This is a genomic window from Collinsella aerofaciens, assembly GCF_015561195.1.
Lineage (GTDB): Bacteria > Actinomycetota > Coriobacteriia > Coriobacteriales > Coriobacteriaceae > Collinsella > Collinsella aerofaciens_AC.
Genome location: NZ_JADMSU010000014.1, coordinates 1 through 17,991, shown reverse-complemented (window position 1 = coordinate 17,991; position 17,991 = coordinate 1). Strand labels below are relative to the sequence as shown.

General features: G+C 61.5%; 15 protein-coding genes. 4 read left to right on the top strand and 11 right to left on the bottom strand.

Translation table 11 applies throughout. The features are described from left to right. The first annotated feature begins 64 nt into the window (after positions 1 to 64). The gene (locus I2H81_RS09660) at positions 65 to 277 is read left to right on the top strand and encodes a hypothetical protein (RefSeq protein ID WP_118288898.1); all 213 of its coding nucleotides are present in this window, start codon (positions 65 to 67) and stop codon (positions 275 to 277) included. A 49-nt stretch (positions 278 to 326) separates the two neighbouring features. Here the strand turns inward: I2H81_RS09660 and I2H81_RS09655 are convergent, their stop codons facing one another. The 10 genes from I2H81_RS09655 to I2H81_RS09610 form a co-directional block, all read right to left on the bottom strand. Continuing rightward, the gene (locus I2H81_RS09655) at positions 327 to 713 is read right to left on the bottom strand and encodes a hypothetical protein (RefSeq protein ID WP_195645397.1); all 387 of its coding nucleotides are present in this window, start codon (positions 711 to 713) and stop codon (positions 327 to 329) included. A gap of 9 nt (positions 714 to 722) precedes the next feature. Next, on the bottom strand, positions 723 to 968 hold the full coding sequence (locus tag I2H81_RS09650) for a hypothetical protein (RefSeq protein WP_117629696.1): 246 nt from the start codon (positions 966 to 968) through the stop codon (positions 723 to 725). Between the two features lie 218 nt (positions 969 to 1,186). Continuing rightward, positions 1,187 to 2,260: a site-specific integrase gene (locus I2H81_RS09645; RefSeq protein ID WP_195645396.1), complete on the bottom strand. Its 1,074-nt coding sequence runs from the start codon at positions 2,258 to 2,260 to the stop codon at positions 1,187 to 1,189. An 823-nt stretch (positions 2,261 to 3,083) separates the two neighbouring features. Then, positions 3,084 to 5,033: a Stk1 family PASTA domain-containing Ser/Thr kinase gene (gene pknB / locus I2H81_RS09640; protein WP_195645395.1), complete on the bottom strand. Its 1,950-nt coding sequence runs from the start codon at positions 5,031 to 5,033 to the stop codon at positions 3,084 to 3,086. 132 nt (positions 5,034 to 5,165) lie between these two features. Further along, complete coding sequence (locus I2H81_RS09635) at positions 5,166 to 8,036, bottom strand: FtsW/RodA/SpoVE family cell cycle protein (protein ID WP_195645394.1); 2,871 nt, start codon at positions 8,034 to 8,036, stop codon at positions 5,166 to 5,168. 16 nt (positions 8,037 to 8,052) lie between these two features. Beyond that, entirely contained in the window at positions 8,053 to 9,987 is a 1,935-nt protein-coding gene (locus I2H81_RS09630; protein WP_195645393.1) for a Stp1/IreP family PP2C-type Ser/Thr phosphatase, read from the bottom strand. Continuing rightward, positions 9,984 to 10,400 carry an FHA domain-containing protein gene (locus I2H81_RS09625; RefSeq protein WP_006235180.1) on the bottom strand — a complete coding sequence of 139 codons (417 nt, stop codon included), beginning with the start codon at positions 10,398 to 10,400 and terminating at the stop codon, positions 9,984 to 9,986. The genes I2H81_RS09630 and I2H81_RS09625 overlap by 4 nt, the downstream gene beginning before the upstream one ends. A gap of 6 nt (positions 10,401 to 10,406) precedes the next feature. Beyond that, positions 10,407 to 11,420 carry an FhaA domain-containing protein gene (locus I2H81_RS09620; protein ID WP_117773736.1) on the bottom strand — a complete coding sequence of 338 codons (1,014 nt, stop codon included), beginning with the start codon at positions 11,418 to 11,420 and terminating at the stop codon, positions 10,407 to 10,409. Further along, complete coding sequence (locus tag I2H81_RS09615) at positions 11,417 to 13,270, bottom strand: serine/threonine-protein kinase (protein WP_195645392.1); 1,854 nt, start codon at positions 13,268 to 13,270, stop codon at positions 11,417 to 11,419. Before I2H81_RS09615 ends, I2H81_RS09620 begins: the two co-directional genes overlap by 4 nt. Before the next feature lie 152 nt (positions 13,271 to 13,422). Then, positions 13,423 to 14,139, bottom strand: coding sequence for a hypothetical protein (locus I2H81_RS09610; protein ID WP_195645391.1), 717 nt, complete (start codon positions 14,137 to 14,139; stop codon positions 13,423 to 13,425). Positions 14,140 to 14,254: 115 nt separating this feature from the next. Between I2H81_RS09610 and dnaX the strand changes: the two genes are divergently transcribed. From dnaX to I2H81_RS09595, 3 genes are read left to right on the top strand one after another with little or no spacing between them, the layout of a single operon-like run. Beyond that, entirely contained in the window at positions 14,255 to 16,744 is a 2,490-nt protein-coding gene (dnaX, locus tag I2H81_RS09605) for a DNA polymerase III subunit gamma/tau (protein ID WP_195645390.1), read from the top strand. A gap of 54 nt (positions 16,745 to 16,798) precedes the next feature. Then, positions 16,799 to 17,059, top strand: coding sequence for a hypothetical protein (locus tag I2H81_RS09600; RefSeq protein ID WP_117638144.1), 261 nt, complete (start codon positions 16,799 to 16,801; stop codon positions 17,057 to 17,059). After that, positions 17,052 to 17,324 (top strand): DUF4160 domain-containing protein, encoded by a 273-nt coding sequence (locus I2H81_RS09595; RefSeq protein ID WP_099432548.1) that lies wholly within the window; start codon positions 17,052 to 17,054, stop codon positions 17,322 to 17,324. Before I2H81_RS09600 ends, I2H81_RS09595 begins: the two co-directional genes overlap by 8 nt. Before the next feature lie 25 nt (positions 17,325 to 17,349). Here I2H81_RS09595 and I2H81_RS09590 read toward each other — a convergent pair whose 3' ends face one another. Then, on the bottom strand, positions 17,350 to 17,772 hold the full coding sequence (locus I2H81_RS09590; RefSeq protein ID WP_195645389.1) for a hypothetical protein: 423 nt from the start codon (positions 17,770 to 17,772) through the stop codon (positions 17,350 to 17,352). Positions 17,773 to 17,991: the final 219 nt, after the last annotated feature.

The window sequence follows — 17,991 nt, the reverse complement described above, 5'->3', positions numbered from 1 at the left end:
CGCAGGTTTTCGGTTGGAGAAATACCGCACGTTTTCATGGTATCACGCGCCTTAAAGACCATGAATGGACGGCCATATCGATTCGTTGAAAATGGCACCTACGACGTGTTGGTGGCGGGAGAGTGATGGCGTTAAAGATGTCGAGAATGATTATGGGATTGTTTTAGATGCGGGCATGAAAAAGGGTCGAATCGAAGTGTCTGGCCGGACGCCAATTGTCCGGGAACTGTTTCGGTTCGACCCTGTTTCATTTTACATCCGCGGCATGCTCTTATAGACGCTTGGCGATTACCGACCTTCACGACCTCGATAGTCGGGCTATGGACTTAAGATTTCTTGGGCTCCCAGCCGTTTTCGATTGCGGCTGGGTAGACTGCGGAGTAATTAAGCATCCAGCTGCCATCGCCCGCTTTTTGAATAAACCCCTTATCCTTCAAAGAGGTATAGGCCCGGGAGATCGTGTTCTTACTCAGGTGGTAGCGCTCCTCAATCCATTTGCTTTTTGCGTAAAAGCCCATGGCTCGTTTGTTTTTGGAAGGATTTCCAAGCTTCCATACTAGGCCGAGGATGAGGCGCTCGGCAGCGACAGTGGTGGCACAACACGCCCAGTCGGGCACCGAAATAAAATTCGCGTTATCCATTTTCCTTCTAATCTCTCGTTGCTCAGTAACATCATCGGAATATTTGTCGGAAATCGACGGTAGCTCGCTCATGTTTACCGCCTAGTCAAGGTGGGCGGTACGACCTTCAAGCTGCTTGAAAAGTTCGTAGAAGGAGCTTTCAAACATGTAATTCGAGCGATGGATTTGGATGAGCTTGCCGGACTCGCGCATAAACTTGCGCGCGGTGTTTTCGCTCCAGCCAGTGAGTTCGCGGATATCGTTAACGCGGAGCAACCGATCGCACTGAGCGGCACCAGTGGGGAAAGTCGGTGTGGACGCCTGAGTGCTAATCTGTGGAGTAGCCATGATGAGCTATCCTTTCAATGAGGGCCCTCCCTGTGCTTGTAAGACTTACCAGGTTCATAAGCACTTGGGGGGCCGGTTTTTATGACTACATGCGTAGCCATCTGACAGCTTTAGAATCTATTAAAACTCATTAGATGTCAATCAAATAAAGCGTCTACCTGCGGAAATAGTAGTATAGTACCGTAATATTATTGATGAAACGATGAATGAATAACATGCTATTTCTCGCTTTTCTGTATATAGGCGTTGATGAAGTCTTCGTAGCCTTTAACTGCTTTTATTTCTGATTGTTGAACGAGGCTTGTATACGTTTTGAGCGTGATATTGGGGTCCGCGTGGCCAAGAATACCTTGCACGCTTCTAACGTCCGATCCGTTCGCCAGCATAAAAGTGCTTACACAATGCCTGAGCTGATGCGGGCAGATGCCCTTATATAGTTTTCCGCCAGTCGAATTGTTCGGCTCATAGATTCCAAGATTGCAGCTAACTGCGAAATCGCGAAACCAATGGTTGAAGATGTAGTTTTTCATGTGACAGACAGTAGGGACTCTCTGCTTGACAGCAATATCGCTAATGATGGGAGTGCTGCCAGTCTGGGACAGCCCCAGAGAGGCCAGGAGCTCTTTTTGTATGGCTGACCATGATTGAAGACGTTCGGCCAAGGTTTCTCCAACGGGGATTTTGCGTTGGCTTTCTTGTGACTTGGGTGCCCTCAGTTCATGGTCGTTGGTGTACTGCCTGTCAATTTTCAAGGTTTTATTGGCAGGGTCCCAATCGCGCCATTCGAGGCCCAGCATCTCGCCTTTCCGCATACCCGTATACACTAGTACTAGCGTACCAACAGCTTCGGCGGTGAGCTCAATGTGTTGAAGATGTGTGCATAGGGTAGCTACTTGGTCGATTGTCAGTGATTCTCTTTTGTTGCGTGGTCTGCGAACATGAACGGTAGCGCAGGGGTTTCGGTCAATTACTCTCTTTGCGACTGCATTCGACAGAATCTGACGCAGTTTCGAATTGATTCGTACAAGCTCTGATGGTTTGTATTTTCCCGTACGACGAGCTTCGGCATATGCTTCTTCGATTAGATCGGGAGTTAGCCCCTCAATTGTCTGAAACGCACCGAATAGGTCTTCGATATGCCTGCAATCGTACGCTTCTCTTTCATAGCTCGTTGGCGCAAGCTCGGTGTCCCTATTTTCATGAAAGGCCCAGCAGTAGGACGCAAGCAAAGTGGGCTTTTTAGTTTTAGTGATCGTGCCAGAGGAGTTGATTTCAGCCAGCTTGGCCTGCATTGCAGCCTTAGCTTCTGTCTTAGTCTTGCAACGAACCGTATAAGTTGGGGATCGTTTGTAGCGCCCTGTCTTAGGGTCCTTGACTCCAAGGGAAAAATAATAGCGATAGGTGTTAGGTGATCTCTTGTCTTTCCAACACGTGCCCCTTCCGCTAATGAGTGGCTGTTCTGACATCTTTGCACTCCGTTTCTTTGAATAGTTTTCAACAATTCATTGAGTGCAGTTTAGCTAAAGCTGTTAGTAATATGTTTGTAAAAGCGTAGGCGCAGCTACCGGAGGCAAAAGACACAAACTGCTATGTTTATCTGCGGTTATATGATGTTCAATGATGCTTGATGAATGGTAGGGGGTAGCATTAAATCATATCTCCTAAAGCGGGTGTCGACGGTTCGAATCCGCCCGGGGGCACCAGGGAAAATGACGGCGCCGCGAGAGCGGCGCCGTTTCTGGTTTGTAGGGGCTGCCGGCGGAATCGAACCGCCGACACCCGCGTCACCAATTTTCCCGCGGGGGGAGTTTTCGAATCCGCCCGGGGGCACCAGAGGAATATCGAGCCCGGTACCGCTATGGTGCCGGGCTCTTCTGGTCTAAGGGCAGGATTCGGACCGTCGGCACCCGCGTCACTCATTTCCCCGCGGGGGGGGAGTTTTCGAATCCGCCCGGGGACAGCAGAGATTGATCGAGCCCGGTACACCGCTATGGTGCCGGGCTCTTCTGGTTCATGCCATGTCAAAAACGAGGCGCCCGCTTGCTGGGGGAGCAAGCAGGCGCCTGTGAGCGAATATGTTTGCGGCGAGAGCCGTAATGAGCGGTGGGGTGGCGACTAGTTGGTCGTACCGGAATCGTCGCCTGAATCAGTACCAGAGCCAGAAATCGAAACCGTCAACGTGATCGTGTTGTCGGTGGACTGCTTACCGGTGGGGGAGACGCCCGTAACGGTGGCGTTTTCGTTGCCGCTCACGGGGTTGCCGTTCTGATCGCAGAATGCGATGTTATAGAAACCGGCGTTGTTGAGCGCGGTAACGGCGGCGGAAATGCTCTTGCCGTACAGGTTGCCCGGGACGGTGGCCTTGCCGGACTTCTTGGCAATGACGACGGTAATCGTGGCGTCGGGCTTCTGCTTACCGCTGGGGTTCCAGCTGATCACGGTGCCCTCGGTAACCGAGTCGTTCTCCTGGTAGCTCACGTCGACGCCGAAGCCTGCCATATCGAGGGCGTTGCGCGCCTGGGCCTCGGTCATGTCGGTCAGGTCGGGGACGGACGTGGTATCCGGGCCGCTCGAGACCTTATACGAGATGGTCGTGCCCTTCTCGACCTCCTTACCGGCTTCGGTGCCCTGCTCAAAGACCTGGCCCTCATCGGCCTCGTTGGCCTCCTCGGAGGCGTTGCCCTTCAGGCCAACGCTTGCCAGCGCGGCTTCTGCCTGGTCCTTGGTCAGGCCGAGAAGCTGGGGAACCTCAACCTTCTCGGAGGGCTTGGGGCCCTTGGAGATTACCAGGTTCACCTTAGTGCCCTTGGCCTTCTTGGTGTTGCCGTTGGGCGTCTGCTCGGCGACCTTGCCCTCGTCGACATCGTCGTTGTAGCTTTGGTCGATGGTGCCGACCTCGAGGCCGGCTTCCTTGATCAGCTCGACGGCAGTCTGCTGGTCCTTGCCCAGCACATCGGGCACGGTGACCTGCTCGCCGCCAAAGAGTCCTGTGGCAAAGGCCACCACGATACCGATGACGGCAACGGCTGCCACCACGGCGGCGATGATCTTGTTCTTGTTGGATTTGGGCTTTTCGACCTCGTAGGAGCCGGTGGAGCCCGAAACCGAGCTACGGGCGGTATTCTGGCCGCTCACGCCCGAGACGGGACGTACCATGGCGCGCGTCTGATCGGAAAGCTCGCGAGTCTTGGTGGCGCCCAGCTCACCGGGTGCACCGATGATGCGCGTGGGCTCCGAGATGTTGACGGCACGGCCCGACAGGTAGCTGTTGAGCACCTGACGCAGCTCGTCGGCGGTCTGGAAGCGGTTTGCCGGGTCCTTCTCCATGCACTTGAGGATGATGCGCTCAAGGTCGGCGTCGACACCGGAGTTGATCTGGCTCGGCGGAATAGGCAGCTCGTTGACCTGCTTGAGTGCGACCGAGATGGCGTCATCACCGTCAAAGGGCACGCGGCCGGTGGCGCACTCGTACATCACGACGCCCAGCGAGTAGATATCCGAGGTGGGGCCGAGGTCCTGACCACGGGTCTGCTCGGGACTGACGTAGTGGGCGGTTCCCAGCACGTTGTTGTCTTGCGTGAGGTGGCTGTTCTTGGCGCGCGCGATGCCAAAGTCCATCACCTTGATGTTGCCGTCGGGCAGCACCATGATGTTCTGCGGCTTGATGTCGCGGTGGATGATCTCGTGCTTGTGGGCGACCGAAAGCGCGGAGCTGATCTGCGAGCCGATCTGGGCGACCTTCTTGGGGTCGAGGGCGCCGTGGCTCTTGATGCCGCTCTTAAGGTCGGTACCGCGCAGGTACTCCATGACGATGTAATAGGTGTCGCCGTCCTTGCCCCAATCGTAGACGCCCACGATATAGGGGGAGGAGAGACCGGCTGCTGCTTGGGCCTCCTGCTTAAAGCGTGCGGCGAAGGTTGCGTCGCCAGCATACTGCGGCAGCATGATCTTGACGGCTACCGTGCGGTCGAGGACCTGGTCCTGCGCACGGAAGACGGTCGCCATGCCGCCTGTCCCCACCTTATCCTTGAGGAGGTATCTTCCCCCGAGGACCCTCTGTTCCATTCCTGCTCCTAACATAACTATTCGCTCAACGATGTGTGTAGTACCTACGATGTGGCCGCTGGGGCCGTGTGGCGCGTTGCCGCTAACTTTTCGGCCGCGGCGCGCCTCGGGTGTCCGATTCGATCATGGACATCACGCTCCCTGTGCGGCAAGCGCCGCGGTCAGGACGATACCGGCGATCTTGGCGGCCTTGACGTCATGCTTGTCGTAATCCTCCAAGGCCACCGAGATGGCGACCGTGGGTGAATCGTAAGGCGCAAAGCCAACGAACATCGAGTTGACGTTGGTGCCGCCGGTCTCGGCCGAGCCGGTCTTGCCGGCGACCTTGACGCCGGGGACCTGGGCATCGGTGCCGGTACCGGACTGGACGACGGCGAGCATGGCCTGCTTGACCTGGTCGGCCGTGGCGGAGCTGACGGCCTGACCCAGCGAGCGGGACTGCGTGGTCTTGACCACAGTTCCGTCCGGGGCGAGTACCTGGGCTACAAAGTACGGGTCCATGACCACGCCACTGTTAGCGATGGCGGCGGCAATCACGGCGTTTTGCATGACGGTGGTCTGCGGCCCGGGCGTGTGGTCCATGCCGACAGGCTGGCCGGCGCCGGCCCAGGCGGTCTCCCACTCGGTCATGAGCGACGGGTCGGCCATGATGGAGGCCGCGGAGGTCAGGTCCTGGCCTAGCTTTTGGCCGTAGCCAAAGGCGTTGGCAAACTGCACGAGCGTGTTTGCGCCAACTTCGTTTGCCACCTGGCCAAAGACGACGTTGGAAGACACGGCAAAGGCCTGCTGCAGGCTGATGGTGCCGTAGCTCTCGTTGGCATAGTTGGTGACCGGCGCGTTGCCGATGTCCATGGAGCCGGGCGCCTGGTAGGTGCTGGTAAGGCTGGCGGTGCCGGTCTCGAGTGCCGCGGAAAGCGTAACGACCTTAAACGTGGAGCCCGGCGTGTACAGCGCGTCCATGGCGCGATTGTACATAGAGCCGTCCTCGCCGCCGCCCGCCTGCAGCAGGGCGTCGATGTTGGTGTTGTCGTAGGTGGGCGAGCTGGCACATGCGAGCACCGCGCCGGTACGCGGGTCGATGACCACTACAGCGCCCTTAAAGCCCTTGAGCGCCTGCTCGGCCGCCGTCTGGATACGCGAGTCAATGGTGAGCTTGGCGGTGTTGCCCGGCTGGGTCTGGCCCGCGAGCGACGCGATGGCGTTGCTCCAGCTGGAGTAATCCTTAGAGCCGGTGAGCGTGTCGTTCATGACACTCTCGATGGCGGTGGTGCCATACTGCTGGCTCACGTAGCCAACCACGTGCGCTGCCAGGTTGCCGTTGGGGTAGGAGCGTACGTAGGTGCCGTCCTCCTGCTGCAGCGACTCGGCGAGCGTCACGCCGTCGGACGTGATGATGGAGCCGCGCTGGATGTACTTGGAGCGGGCGATGGTGTGGTTGTTGGTCGGCATATCTTGGTAGTCCTTGGCCTTGATGACCTGGACATAGGTGAGGTTGCCGATAAGGATGGCGAACAGCGCCGTAAAGGCGAGCACCGCACGGGTTAGACGGTTGGCGAGCGCAACGCGGCCGAGCACACCGGATTCAGGCGTGTCGAGCAGGCGACGGCGCATGCGCGAGCCGACGGAATGGCTGCCGTTGCCGTAGGAAGACGAGGTGGCAAAGCGCGTGCCCGTCGGGGCGGCGGCAGATGCGACCTGATCATCGGTGATGGCGGTCATGGTGCCGGTGCCGGTAAGCTCGGCCTCGCGTCCGGTCGCTTCGTCACCGGCGCGCAGCAGGAGCGCGACGATGATAAAGCTTGCCAGCAGCGAGGAACCGCCCTGGCTCATAAAGGGTAGGGTGACGCCGGTCAGCGGGATCAGGCGGGTAACGCCGCCCACGATTAAAAAGGCCTGGAAGCTGATGGCGGCCGTAAGGCCCGTGGCACTAAAGGCGGCGAGGTCGGATTTAGCGCGGGCAGCCGTGGTGAGGCCACGCACGGCAAAGAGCATAAACAGGATGAGCACGGCGCCGCCGCCCAAAAGGCCCATCTCCTCGCCGATAGCCGAGAAGATAAAGTCGGACTCGACGACAGGGATGTTGTTGGCCATGCCGTTGCCGATACCAACACCGACCAGACCGCCATCGGCAAGCGAGAAGAGCGACTGGACGATCTGGTAGCCCTGGCCCTGGGCGTCCTTAAACGGATCGACCCAAACCTGGAAACGCACCTGAACGTGAGACAGGAACTTGTAGGCGCCCACGGCTCCAACGGCTAAGAGCGCAAGGCCGATAACGACATACGAGAATCGTCCCGTGGCAACGTAGAGCATCAGCAAGAAGATGGTGTAGAACAGCACGGCCGAACCCAGATCGCGTTCGAAGACGACGACGAGCAGGCACACACCCCACACGGCAAACAACGGCAGCAGCAGTCGCAGGCGGGGGATCTTAAAGCCCAAGATCTTGCGGTTGGAGATGGAGAGCAGCTCGCGGTTCTCGGCCAGGTACCCGGCCAGGAACAGCACGATAAAGACCTTGGCGAACTCGCCGGGCTGGATGGTAAAGCCTGCGATGCGAATCCACAGCTTGGAGCCCGAGATCGTGGTGCCGATAAAGATAGGCAGCATCAGCAGAATGATGCCGATAATGCCAAAGGTGTACTTGTAGCGCATGACCACGTCGAGGTTCTTAACCAACGCGAGCGTTCCCACCATCAGGGCCACCGAGACAAACAGGATGATGAGCTGTGAGATGGCGAGAGCGGGGGCGAGACGCGTCACGAACGTGATGCCGATGCCCGAAAGCACAAAGACAATGGGTAGGATAGCGGGGTCGGCACCGGGCGCCAAGATGCGCACGGCAATGTGGGCCGCGGCAAAGGCGGCAAAGAGGCCGATCGGTACGGCGAGCGTCTCAAAGGAGATGGCAGCGCCCGCGGTGAGGACGTACATCGCATACAGCAGGATGACGGGGAACGCCGAGGCGATGAGCAAGAGCAGCTCGGTGTTGCGGCGACTCATAAGCGGCACTCCCTTTCTAATTCTTATCGGAGGCTTCGGCCTCGGCGGACTGTTCGGCGGTTTTCTCAGAATCTGATTCGGAGGTCGATCCCTGATTGGTGTTGTCGCGAATCGTTTGCGCGTCGATCACCTGGCGGGTCTGCTCCTCGTCGATCTGGTGGCGGTACTTGGATATCGTGTCCTGCGCATCGTCGACACTTGTTTGCGGAATGCCCGCCTTGAGGCGGTTTTGCGTGTCTTCGGGCAGGTCGGACAGCTTAATGCTGGTTTCGCTTTCGAGCCAGTGGAGCTTGAGTCCGAGCGGCTTGCCGGGCAGGCCGCGCCAAACGGCGACATTGCCCTGGTAGGTACCCAGGTAGTACGAGCCGGTGACACCCGTGTAGGCCCAGATGCCAGCTGCCAGCACAAAGACGAGGGCCAGGATGGCGGCGATAGTAATGTTGCGGCGACGCACGCGTTGCGCTTCGCGCATAACGCCATCGTCAACCAGGTCAACGACTACTACGGTCACGTTGTCGTGGCCGCCGGCGGCAAGCGCCGCGTCCACTAGGTTGTCGACGCAGATTTGCGCGGTTGAGGACTGCGTGGCGATGTTCTCGATATCGCTATCGGGAATCATGCTCGAAAGGCCGTCGGAGCACAGGATCAGGCGGTCGCCTTCCTCGATATGCAGAGTGAAGTGGTCGGCATACATGGCGGGGTCCGAGCCCAGCGCACGGGTGATGACCGAACGGTTGGGGTGGACGCGAGCCTCGTCTGCCGTAATCTCGCCGGCGTCCACGAGCTCCTCCACGTAGGAGTGGTCGCGGGTCACGCGGATGAGCGTGCCCTCGTGGAGCAGGTAGGCGCGAGAGTCACCCACGTGGGCGATGGCGAGCGTGTCGTTTTCGATATAGGCGCAAGTGGCTGTGCAGCCCATGCCGGGCTTGCCCAGGCCATTCAAGGCGGCCTCGATTACGGCGGCGTTGGCTGCCTCGACGGCTGCGGCCAGGCGTGCTGCGTCGGCGGACTGCGGGGCCGTCTTGGCAATAGTCTCGACGGCGATGGAAGAGGCTACCTCGCCGGCGGCGTGACCGCCCATGCCGTCGCATACGCAAAAGAGCGGCGACTGCACCAGGTAGGAATCCTCATTGTGCGGGCGTACGCAGCCAACGTCAGAGCGGGCGCCCCACATGAGTTGCGTGGTGGTGCCGGCATCATAGGTCGAGTCGGTCTCGATGCGCTCCTCGGTCAGGGGCTCAAAGCTCATGGTCGAGCCGGGGTCTTTGAGCTTGGCCTCAACGGCGGCAACGTCGATCTCGGCTGTGTCACCGGGAGAGACGGTGTCGGTCTCGGCGTTTGATTCGGAATCGCCGGTGTCCGGGGAGCCGGGCTCTTCGGACGCGCAGGCGGTCGACTCGTCGTCTTGCGGGCTGGCGTCTATAGGCTCGGGCGTCGCAAAGTGCGACGGCGCGGGTGTGCTTTGCGACTGGGCGGCGGGCTCGGCCACGGCATCGGACTCGCTTGCGGGCGCAGGCTGCGGGGCCTTGGGTGCAGGGCCGTCCTCGGGGGATGGCCCAGCCTCGGGCGCCGGCGTAGACGCGGGCGCAACCTCGGATGCCGGGGCTATGGGAAACGCCGGCGCGGCGGGTTCGGGTGCCGCAAACACCGCAGCGCTCTCGTTGATTGCCGCGGCGACGGGCTCTGCAAAGTGAGCCGGCGCCGGGGTTGCTTCGGGCGCTGTGGGCTGTTCCGCAGCATGTGCGCCGATGGGCGCCGCTACGGCATCCTCTTCGCCTTCGTTATCGGCGAGATCCGAAATATCATACGTTACATGCGAAAGAGGCAGGGAGAACACGGTGTCCTCGGGCTCCACGGGTGTGGAGTCCGCCGGAGCGGCGTGGGCCGGTGCAGCTACGGCGGCAGCCGGTGCCTCGGTCATGGTTGCGGACTTGTTCTCCTCGTCGATCATCGACGGTTCACCTTCATGACCACGTCGCCAATCTGGACTTCGTCGCCCTCGCGCAGCGTTGCGGGCTCCACAAGCTGGCGGCCGTTGACGAGCGTGCCGTTAAGCGAGTTGAGGTCCTCGATGATGAGCGCCGGGCCCTGCAGCGAAAAGCGCGCATGCGAGGCCGAGACGAACGGTTCGTTGATGCAGATGTCCGAAGATGGCGAGCGACCGACGATGACGGGGCCGAGCATGTCTACGTGGATGCCGCGGATACCGCGCGGACCCTTGTCCACATCGATCGTCCAGATAGCCGAGTCGCGACGCTGCCCGCGCACAAGTCCCACGCCGGTCTTCATGACGGCGAACAGGAAGATATAGAGCAGGGCGACCAGGACGATGCGGCCTGCAAAAAGGACGATATCGATGTTCATAAGAGACTATCCCCTAAATTCAAAGGTGCTCAGGCCAAACGTCAGCAGATCGCCGTTGCGCAGCGGGCAGCGCGTAATGCGGCGGTTGTTGACGAGCGTGCCGTTGGTGGAATTGAGGTCCTCGATCGACCAATCCGAGCCCGTAAAGGTGAGCTGGGCGTGGCGGCGCGACACGTTGGGGTCGCGCAGGGCAATATCGGAAACTGAGCGCTCGCGACCGATAGTCACCTGTGCGGAGGTGATGCTATGGCTCTCGCCGCTCACGACGTCGACGAGCTGGGCGAGCGGGCGCTGTGGGGCGCGAGTGCTCGCCATGTTGGAGGCGATGCCGGCTGCGGCGCCTAGGCCCACGGCGGCACCGGTCGCGGCGGCTCCGCCCATGCCGGCAAGCGCGTCGCGCGAGACGGTCTGCGGCACCGGGATGGGTGCGGCGGCGGGGTCGGGGACGCTAGGCGCGAAGGGGTCTGCCATGGCAAGCGGGTCGGGAGCGGCGGCGCGAGGCGTCGGCTGCTGCTGGGGCATGGCGGCGGGGCGCTGCTGCTGCGGGGCAGCAAACTGCTGCTGGCCGGCGCGCGGGGCGCTGGCGGCACGGCTTGCCGCGGAGTTGTTTTGGCCCAGACCGTTTTGATAGGCGCGCTCTTCTTCGTACAGGCGGCCGAGCGTGGGGGCATCGACGTTCTCGGCAAAGACCGAGAACTTGCCGGCGCGCAGCTGCGGATCGATCATAAAGCGCACGAGGGGCTCGCCGACAAAGACATAACGGCGCTTTTCGGCCTGTGCCTTCACAAACTCGCGGACCTCGCGCGAAAGCTCGGGGTAGAACGGGGCGAGCATGGGATCGTCGTCGGCGGCGATCAGGATGGTATAGAGTGCCGGCGCCGTGTTGACGCCATTGATCACCAGAGTCTGATCCTCCATGTCGCGAGCGGCCTGCTTGGCAAGCTTCTTAAAGGAGAACGGGGCACGGGTGGCACCGAAGATGCCGGCCACGTGGTCCTCGAAGATGTTCAGGAAGTTCACGAAAGATCACTCTCCGTATAGGTTCTTTGGTATCCGAGCAAATATAGGCATATCCCAACGATTATAGAGGATAGGGTTCCCGCAACTGCCGCCTTGGCGGCGACCGCGGCTGCAAGGCTGGCAATTTCCATATGGTGTGCAAGACAGGATGCCGCTGCGCAGCCGATGCCGGTGACAGCGATGGCGGCGATGGCGGCAAGGTTTGGGCCCTGATCGGCACGCTTGGCATGGGCATTGAGCAGCGCAGATGACGCCGCGGCAGTTGTCGCGACCAGCGCAAAGGCAGCCCAAAGGAGCGGGTCTTCCAGCGCTGCGGCAACGTTGCCGAGCCCCAGCACGCCTCCGGCTGAAAGCGCGACCGTGGCCAGACGGGCAAAAAGCGCGCCCATGCCCGTTGCCGCGGCGGCGCTTGCCGGGCCGAGCCAAAATGACGCGACGCCGGCGGCGACCCCAGCTGCCAGGAAGGTATTGCCGGTCAGACAGCCAAGCTCAAGCGCGCAGGTGAGTGCGGCGCTCGCGGCAGCCTCGGTGCGACCCCAGGCGATCCACCAACCGGACATGGCAGCGGCAAAGATCACCGCGACGGGCAACATCGACAGGATGCCCTGCGCCTGCATGGTGGCGTTGGCCATGAGCACCAAAAAGCCCACAGCCGAGATGGCCGAGCCAATCTGGGGGGCCAGGCCAGCCGCCGCTCCGATCGCGATGGCCGCAATGACCAGGCCGGGAAGCGCCGCGACCCCGGCCGTTTGCATCAGCAAAAAGCTAAAGGTGCCGCACGTTAGCGCCGAGATAGCGTGCATGGTGTAGTCGCGCGCATGGCTCCAGCGCGTGCCCGCCCAGCCGAGCGCGGGGTCGACCTCGATGGCGTCGTCCTCGTAGTACGACGGCTCGATATCGTCGAGCTCTTGCTCGTCATCCGAAAGCTCGCCAACCATTTGCTCCAGACTGCGACGGCCCTCGCGCACGCTGCCCAGACCGGCAAGGAGTTGGTCGCAAAATGCCTCGATGCTGTTGGGGCGGTCCTGCGGCATGGGGGAGAGCGCGCTCATGAGCGCGGCCTCGGCTCCCGGGGGAAAGTGTGGTATCAGCTCGCTGGGATAGGTGGCGCCGCCGATGATGCGGTCGAGCGAGTCGGCGGGCGTGGCCGCCATAAAGGGAGCGCTGCCGCACAAGCCCTCATAGATAACGCAGGCAAGGGCAAAGACATCGGCGCGTTCGTCGACCGTGCCGGTCTCGATATCGAGCTGCTCGGGCGGCATGTAGCCGATGGTGCCGCCGCGCGAGCCGCCAAAGCCACCGGCGGACGACAGTCGCGCCATGCCAAAGTCGGTGAGCTTTACATTGCCCGAGTGGTCGATGAGCACGTTGGCGGGCTTAATGTCCAGGTGGAGTACACCATTGCTATGGGCGAAGGTGAGCGCCTGGCCCAGGGCATCGGCAATGGCCGCGGCCTCGTCAAAGGTGAGCGAGTGGCCGTCCACGCGATGCAAAAACTCGGCCAGCGACATACCGTCGACATACTCCATGACCAGGTAGGCATAGGCGGTGTCATGCGTAAAGTCGATGACCTGCACGATATTGGGATGTTGAAGCATGGCGGCAGTGTGCGCCTCGCGCAGGACATCCATGATGTCGCTGGCGGGCATGCCGGCGCCGTTGATAAGGGGGATGCGCTTAATGGCGACGCGGCGGCGCAGGTGCGTGTCGCGGCAGATCTCGATGGAGCCAAAACCGCCGGTCGCAAGTGTCTCGAGCGGCTGGTACCGCTTGAGCAGCTCGCGAGAGCTGGTGCCCTCCAAAGGAACGTCCGGCGAGAACCGGGCGGTATGTTGCGAGAAAAGCGGCATGGCCAACCCTCGTGCGTTTAAAGTTCGTTTGCGAGCGGCGGGCACGGGCGCGGCCCGTTCCGGCGTTCGCGGTGGCATAGATGCTGCTAGTGTAGCACGCTCGGGTGCATGGGGAGGATAGCGGGATGCGAGGCTGTCTGTCTGGTTTGGTCTTAGCGCTTCTTCTTGTTCTTCTTCTGCTTGCGCTGCTTGCCTTTGGTCTCCTGGGGCTTGTCGCCCTGCTTGGCCCCGGCGGCGGCCTTCTCGGCCTTCATCTTCTTGCGTTTGGTCTCGATGCGGAGTTTTTTGTTGATGCGCGCCTTGAGGAAGGGGCCAAACTGCTCGGCATCGCCACGGACGAAGGTGTCCTTGGGGATCGTCACGCCCTGGTCGGCGAACATAGCCACAAAGATGCGCTCGCCGTCGAGCGCGTGGTCGAGCTTCTCAAACGGGAAGAACTGCGACTTGCCGCTCTTGCCCCAGACCATCAGGCCGTCCTCGTTGGCGGCGACGCGGCGGTAGCGGCCGCCCATGGACTCGTCGGCCTCGACGGCATCGATAAAGTCGCGGGCGAGCGTGTGGTGGAGGTTCTTGCTCCACCAGGCCAAAAAGGCGCCGAACACGATCAGCACGACGCCGAACTTGATCCAGCTGCCGCCGGCCACCAGCATGCCGATGCCGATGAGCACGGCAATCGCGGCGGCGACGTACAGGGAGCCACGGCGCCTGGGCGAGGCGACCAGGCGGGCGAAGTCGGTGACGAGGTCGTTTTCGTACTGATACTCGTTGAGGTACAGAATGCCGTCATCGGCCGCGGCCTGCTTCTCGAGCGCGACCTCGACCTGGTCGGCTGCTTCGGAGGGAATGAGGTTGCTCTCTGCGTCTGCCATGCTCTTTGGACTCCTATCGCGGCGGGCTCGCCGTACGGGTTATTATGAATGCAGTATGCCGTGCGACCGCATGGCCGTCGCGGCAACAAGTCTCAGTATACCCGGGGGAGCACCCATGGAATCGTTGTACCGAAAGTATCGCCCGCTCACCTTTGACTCCGTGGTGGGCCAGCAGCATATCGTCTCGACGCTCGAACACGCCATCACCGAGGGGCGCCTGTCCCACGCCTACCTGTTCTGCGGACCGCGCGGCACGGGCAAGACCACTATGGCGCGCATTCTGGCCAAGGCGCTGCTGTGCCGCAATGCCGAGGCGGCGCGCGCCGAGGGTGCAAGCGGCTGCATGCCCGACGGTACTTGCGAGGAGTGCGAACTCATTGCCGAGGGCAACCACCCCGATGTCTACGAGCTCGATGCCGCAAGCCGTACCGGCGTGGACAATGTGCGCGAGGAAATCATCAACTCCGTCAACTTTGCCCCGGTGCGCGGCAAGTACAAGATCTATATCATCGACGAGGTCCACATGCTCACGACGGCGGCGTTCAACGCGCTGCTCAAGACGCTTGAGGAGCCGCCGGCACACGTGATCTTTGTGCTGTGCACCACCGACCCGCAAAAGATTCTGGAGACCATCCTCTCGCGCTGCCAGCGTTTCGATTTCCATCGCATCGGCAACGAGGATATTGAGCATCGCCTGGCATACGTGTGCGAGCAGGAGGGTTTCGATTACGACGACGAGGCGCTGGCTATCGTGGCGCGTCATGCCAAGGGCGGCATGCGCGACGCGTTGTCCACGCTGGAGCAGCTGAGCGTCTTTGGCAACGGTTCTGTGCATGCGGACGACGCCCGCTCGCTTTTAGGCGAGGTTTCGGACCAGATTCTGGGCGAGTTTTCCCGTGCCATTGCCGATCGCGATGTTGCCGAGCTCTATGGACTGATTCGTGCGCAGGTCGAGGAAGGAAACGACCTGCTGGAACTGACGCGCGACCTGGTGGCGCATGTGCGTGACGTGTACGTTGCCTGCGTTGCCGGTGCCCGTGCCGAGCTGTTTGAGGGCGGCTCCGAGCAGGCCGAGGCGCTTGCTGCCGAGGCCGCTGCCTTTGGCGAGCATCCTGCCGACCGCCTGGCCCGTGTGCTGACAGTGCTCGACGATGCCGCACTGGAGATGAGGGGCGCGAGCGATGTGCGCCTGGTGCTCGAGATCGCCTGCACGCGCCTGGCACGTCCCGAGGCTGATATAACGATTGAGGCATTGGCCGAGCGCGTGGCACGCCTGGAGGCCATGGTTGCCAATGCCGCGGTGCCGGCGAGCGTGGCTGCTGCTCAGGCCGCCGCGCCTGCAGCATCCGTACCCGCTGCCGCCCAGCAGCCGACGCTTATCTCGGGTGCCCGAGCTGCCGCTCCGGCGGCATCTGCTACCCCTGCTGCTACGTCCGCGCGCCAGGGCGGTATGCCTTGGGACCGTGGTGCTGCCGCTCCGGCGGCCCAGCCGGCGTCTCGTGCTGCGTCCGTGTCGGCTTCCAAGCCTGCAGCGCCTGCACCTCAGTCTGTGCCGGCTCCGACGCCTCGGCCCGTTGCGGCCTCCGCGCCTGCCGCCGCTGCGGCACCTAAGCCCCAGTCCAACAATGCCGCCCAGGTTGCCGCCGCTGGTGCTGCCGAGACGCCCGCGGTCGAGGATGCCGGAGAGCTGCAGCGCAAATGGGCCGAGGTTGTCGAGCGTGTCAAGGCGCATCAGGCTTCCTACGCAGGGCTTTTGCTCAACGCCCGCGCCACGGCCGACGACGGCTCCAAGCTCACGGTCTCGTTCCCCGCGGGTTCGACTTTTGCCATTAAGATGCTCGGTCGCGCCGATACGCAGTCGGTGGTCCTGCCGACGGTCTGCGCGGTCTTCGGTCGTCGTGCCGTCGACTATGTCCTGGATGGGGGTGGCACGCCGGCTCCTCAACATGAGGAGCATTCTCCATCTGCACGGGCTGCGGCATCTGCGGACCCGCAACCCGTGTCCTCGGCGGCCCCTGTGTCCTCGAGTGCCAGCGCGCCGCAGCAGCAAGCGGCGCCGGTAGCGGCATCGACCCCGTCGGCGCCTAAGCCCGCGGCGTCCAAACCGGCTGCTCCGGTCCCCGCGCTCAAGCCCGTCTCGCCCGCGCCCAAGTCGTCTGACCTGGGCAAAGCCCCCTGGCTACGCTCCGACAACCCCGCCGGCGCTCCTGCCACGGGTAAGCTCCCGACCGAGCCCGCACCCCGTGCGCTCGAGCGCTCGGCTGCCCCCAAGGCTCAGCCTGTCGCGCAGCCCGCGCCGTGGGAATCCGAGCAGGTGCCCTACGACGACGCTATGGTCGGCGGCTTTGCCGGCGATGCGAGCGGGAACGATCTTCCTCCGTTCGACGTGCCGGGTGCGGCGTCCGCGCCCAAGCCCGCCGCGGCGGCATCCGCGGCCCCCACAAGCGACGACGCCCCCGCGGCTCCCTGGGAGTCCAACCCCGGTGCGGGCAGCCCCTTCGGCCATCAGGGCGCAGCCCCGAACATCCCGCAGACCGAGGACGAGGCCAAAGCCCTCATCCGCAGCGTCTTCGGCCAGTCCACCATCTTCAAGCCGGTGGAGTAGCTGCGCAGGCGGGTATACTGCTCAAGAAGAGAACCCTTTGAACGGAGCGAGCTTATGATGTGGGAATATGTCCGCCTTGAGGACGATACGCAGGTTTCGTATTCCGAAGTCCGGGAGGACAACACGGTGAAGGTTGTTGTGGAGCGCCCGCGCGATTGGGGTTTTGACACGGCGGAGTGTATCTTGCCGGCATTCAATTGGGTGTCACACGAGGGCTTTAGCGAAGCGAACCTCAAAGAACTCGATGATTTCGTGCGCAACAATGCCCCGCTCATCCTGCGTTTTGCCTACGAAGGCGGACGAGTCTATGCCTAGTCTGTTTCGACTCGGGCCGTACATCATCTTCTTCTGGACGGGGGAGAACGGCGAACCTGTCCATGTTCACGTTGCGGTCAAGCGCCCCACTGCCGAGGCAACCAAGATATGGCTTACCCGCTCCGGCGGATGCAAGCTGGCCCATAACAAGGGCGATATTCCTGCTCGGGATTTACGCGATATCATGCAGTTTGTTTCATCTAACCATGCGCTGATTTGCAAACGCTGGAAAGAAACAACCGGTGGGCTGTCGTTTTACTGTTGAGAATCGCTTGCTGGGCTTAGGACCCCTAGCCCTTTAGGGGCTCTTTATCCGGGCGCATTTGAATTTCGGACATGTGTAGCGTGGTGCCGCGTGTCTCGCATTCGAGCAGGCAGATGCGTGACGGTCGGCCTAGGGTGCTGAGGTCGACACGATACGTCGCGCGGCTGTCCGTGTACTCGACTTGCTCGGCGTCGAGGGTTGCTCCGATTGTCAAGAAAGCGCCTGGTTCGGCATCGACAACCTTGGAGTCCTTTATCTTGACCTTGAGCTCTTGGTAAAGGGACGGGCTGTTGTAGTAAACGGTCCGGGTCCCGTCGGTGCACTCATCGGTCGCTTCCCATTTGACGACGGGCTGGTCCGAGCTGGCTATCAGCAGTTCTGCTCCAAAGGCTATAGCATGGGTGATGACAACCAGTAATGCCCAGCCGACAAAGAGATAGAGAACCACATATGCAACGGGGTGTTTTGAGCGGATGTTTTGGAGCGCGTCGGGGGCATTTATGGGGGCACCTCCAAATTGCTGTCTGTGACAATCAAATTATACCCTGCCATCATGAGCGCCGCCTCGAGCAGCGGTTCGGCATTTTGTTAGGCTCTGTTAGACCAGGATTGACATTCCGCCCCGTCATCTTCTTGCGATTGCACAATGGTCGCCCCTTGTCGAATC

Coding starts and splice junctions, on each gene's coding strand:
- I2H81_RS09660 (WP_118288898.1), top strand. CDS start 65: ATGGACGGCCATATCGATTCGTTGAAAATGGCACCTACGACGTGTTGG.
- I2H81_RS09655 (WP_195645397.1), bottom strand. CDS start 713: ATGAGCGAGCTACCGTCGATTTCCGACAAATATTCCGATGATGTTACT.
- I2H81_RS09650 (WP_117629696.1), bottom strand. CDS start 968: ATGGCTACTCCACAGATTAGCACTCAGGCGTCCACACCGACTTTCCCC.
- I2H81_RS09645 (WP_195645396.1), bottom strand. CDS start 2,260: ATGCAGGCCAAGCTGGCTGAAATCAACTCCTCTGGCACGATCACTAAA.
- pknB (WP_195645395.1), bottom strand. CDS start 5,033: ATGGAACAGAGGGTCCTCGGGGGAAGATACCTCCTCAAGGATAAGGTG.
- I2H81_RS09635 (WP_195645394.1), bottom strand. CDS start 8,036: ATGAGTCGCCGCAACACCGAGCTGCTCTTGCTCATCGCCTCGGCGTTC.
- I2H81_RS09630 (WP_195645393.1), bottom strand. CDS start 9,987: ATGATCGACGAGGAGAACAAGTCCGCAACCATGACCGAGGCACCGGCT.
- I2H81_RS09625 (WP_006235180.1), bottom strand. CDS start 10,400: ATGAACATCGATATCGTCCTTTTTGCAGGCCGCATCGTCCTGGTCGCC.
- I2H81_RS09615 (WP_195645392.1), bottom strand. CDS start 13,270: ATGCCGCTTTTCTCGCAACATACCGCCCGGTTCTCGCCGGACGTTCCT.
- I2H81_RS09610 (WP_195645391.1), bottom strand. CDS start 14,139: ATGGCAGACGCAGAGAGCAACCTCATTCCCTCCGAAGCAGCCGACCAG.
- dnaX (WP_195645390.1), top strand. CDS start 14,255: ATGGAATCGTTGTACCGAAAGTATCGCCCGCTCACCTTTGACTCCGTG.
- I2H81_RS09600 (WP_117638144.1), top strand. CDS start 16,799: ATGATGTGGGAATATGTCCGCCTTGAGGACGATACGCAGGTTTCGTAT.
- I2H81_RS09595 (WP_099432548.1), top strand. CDS start 17,052: ATGCCTAGTCTGTTTCGACTCGGGCCGTACATCATCTTCTTCTGGACG.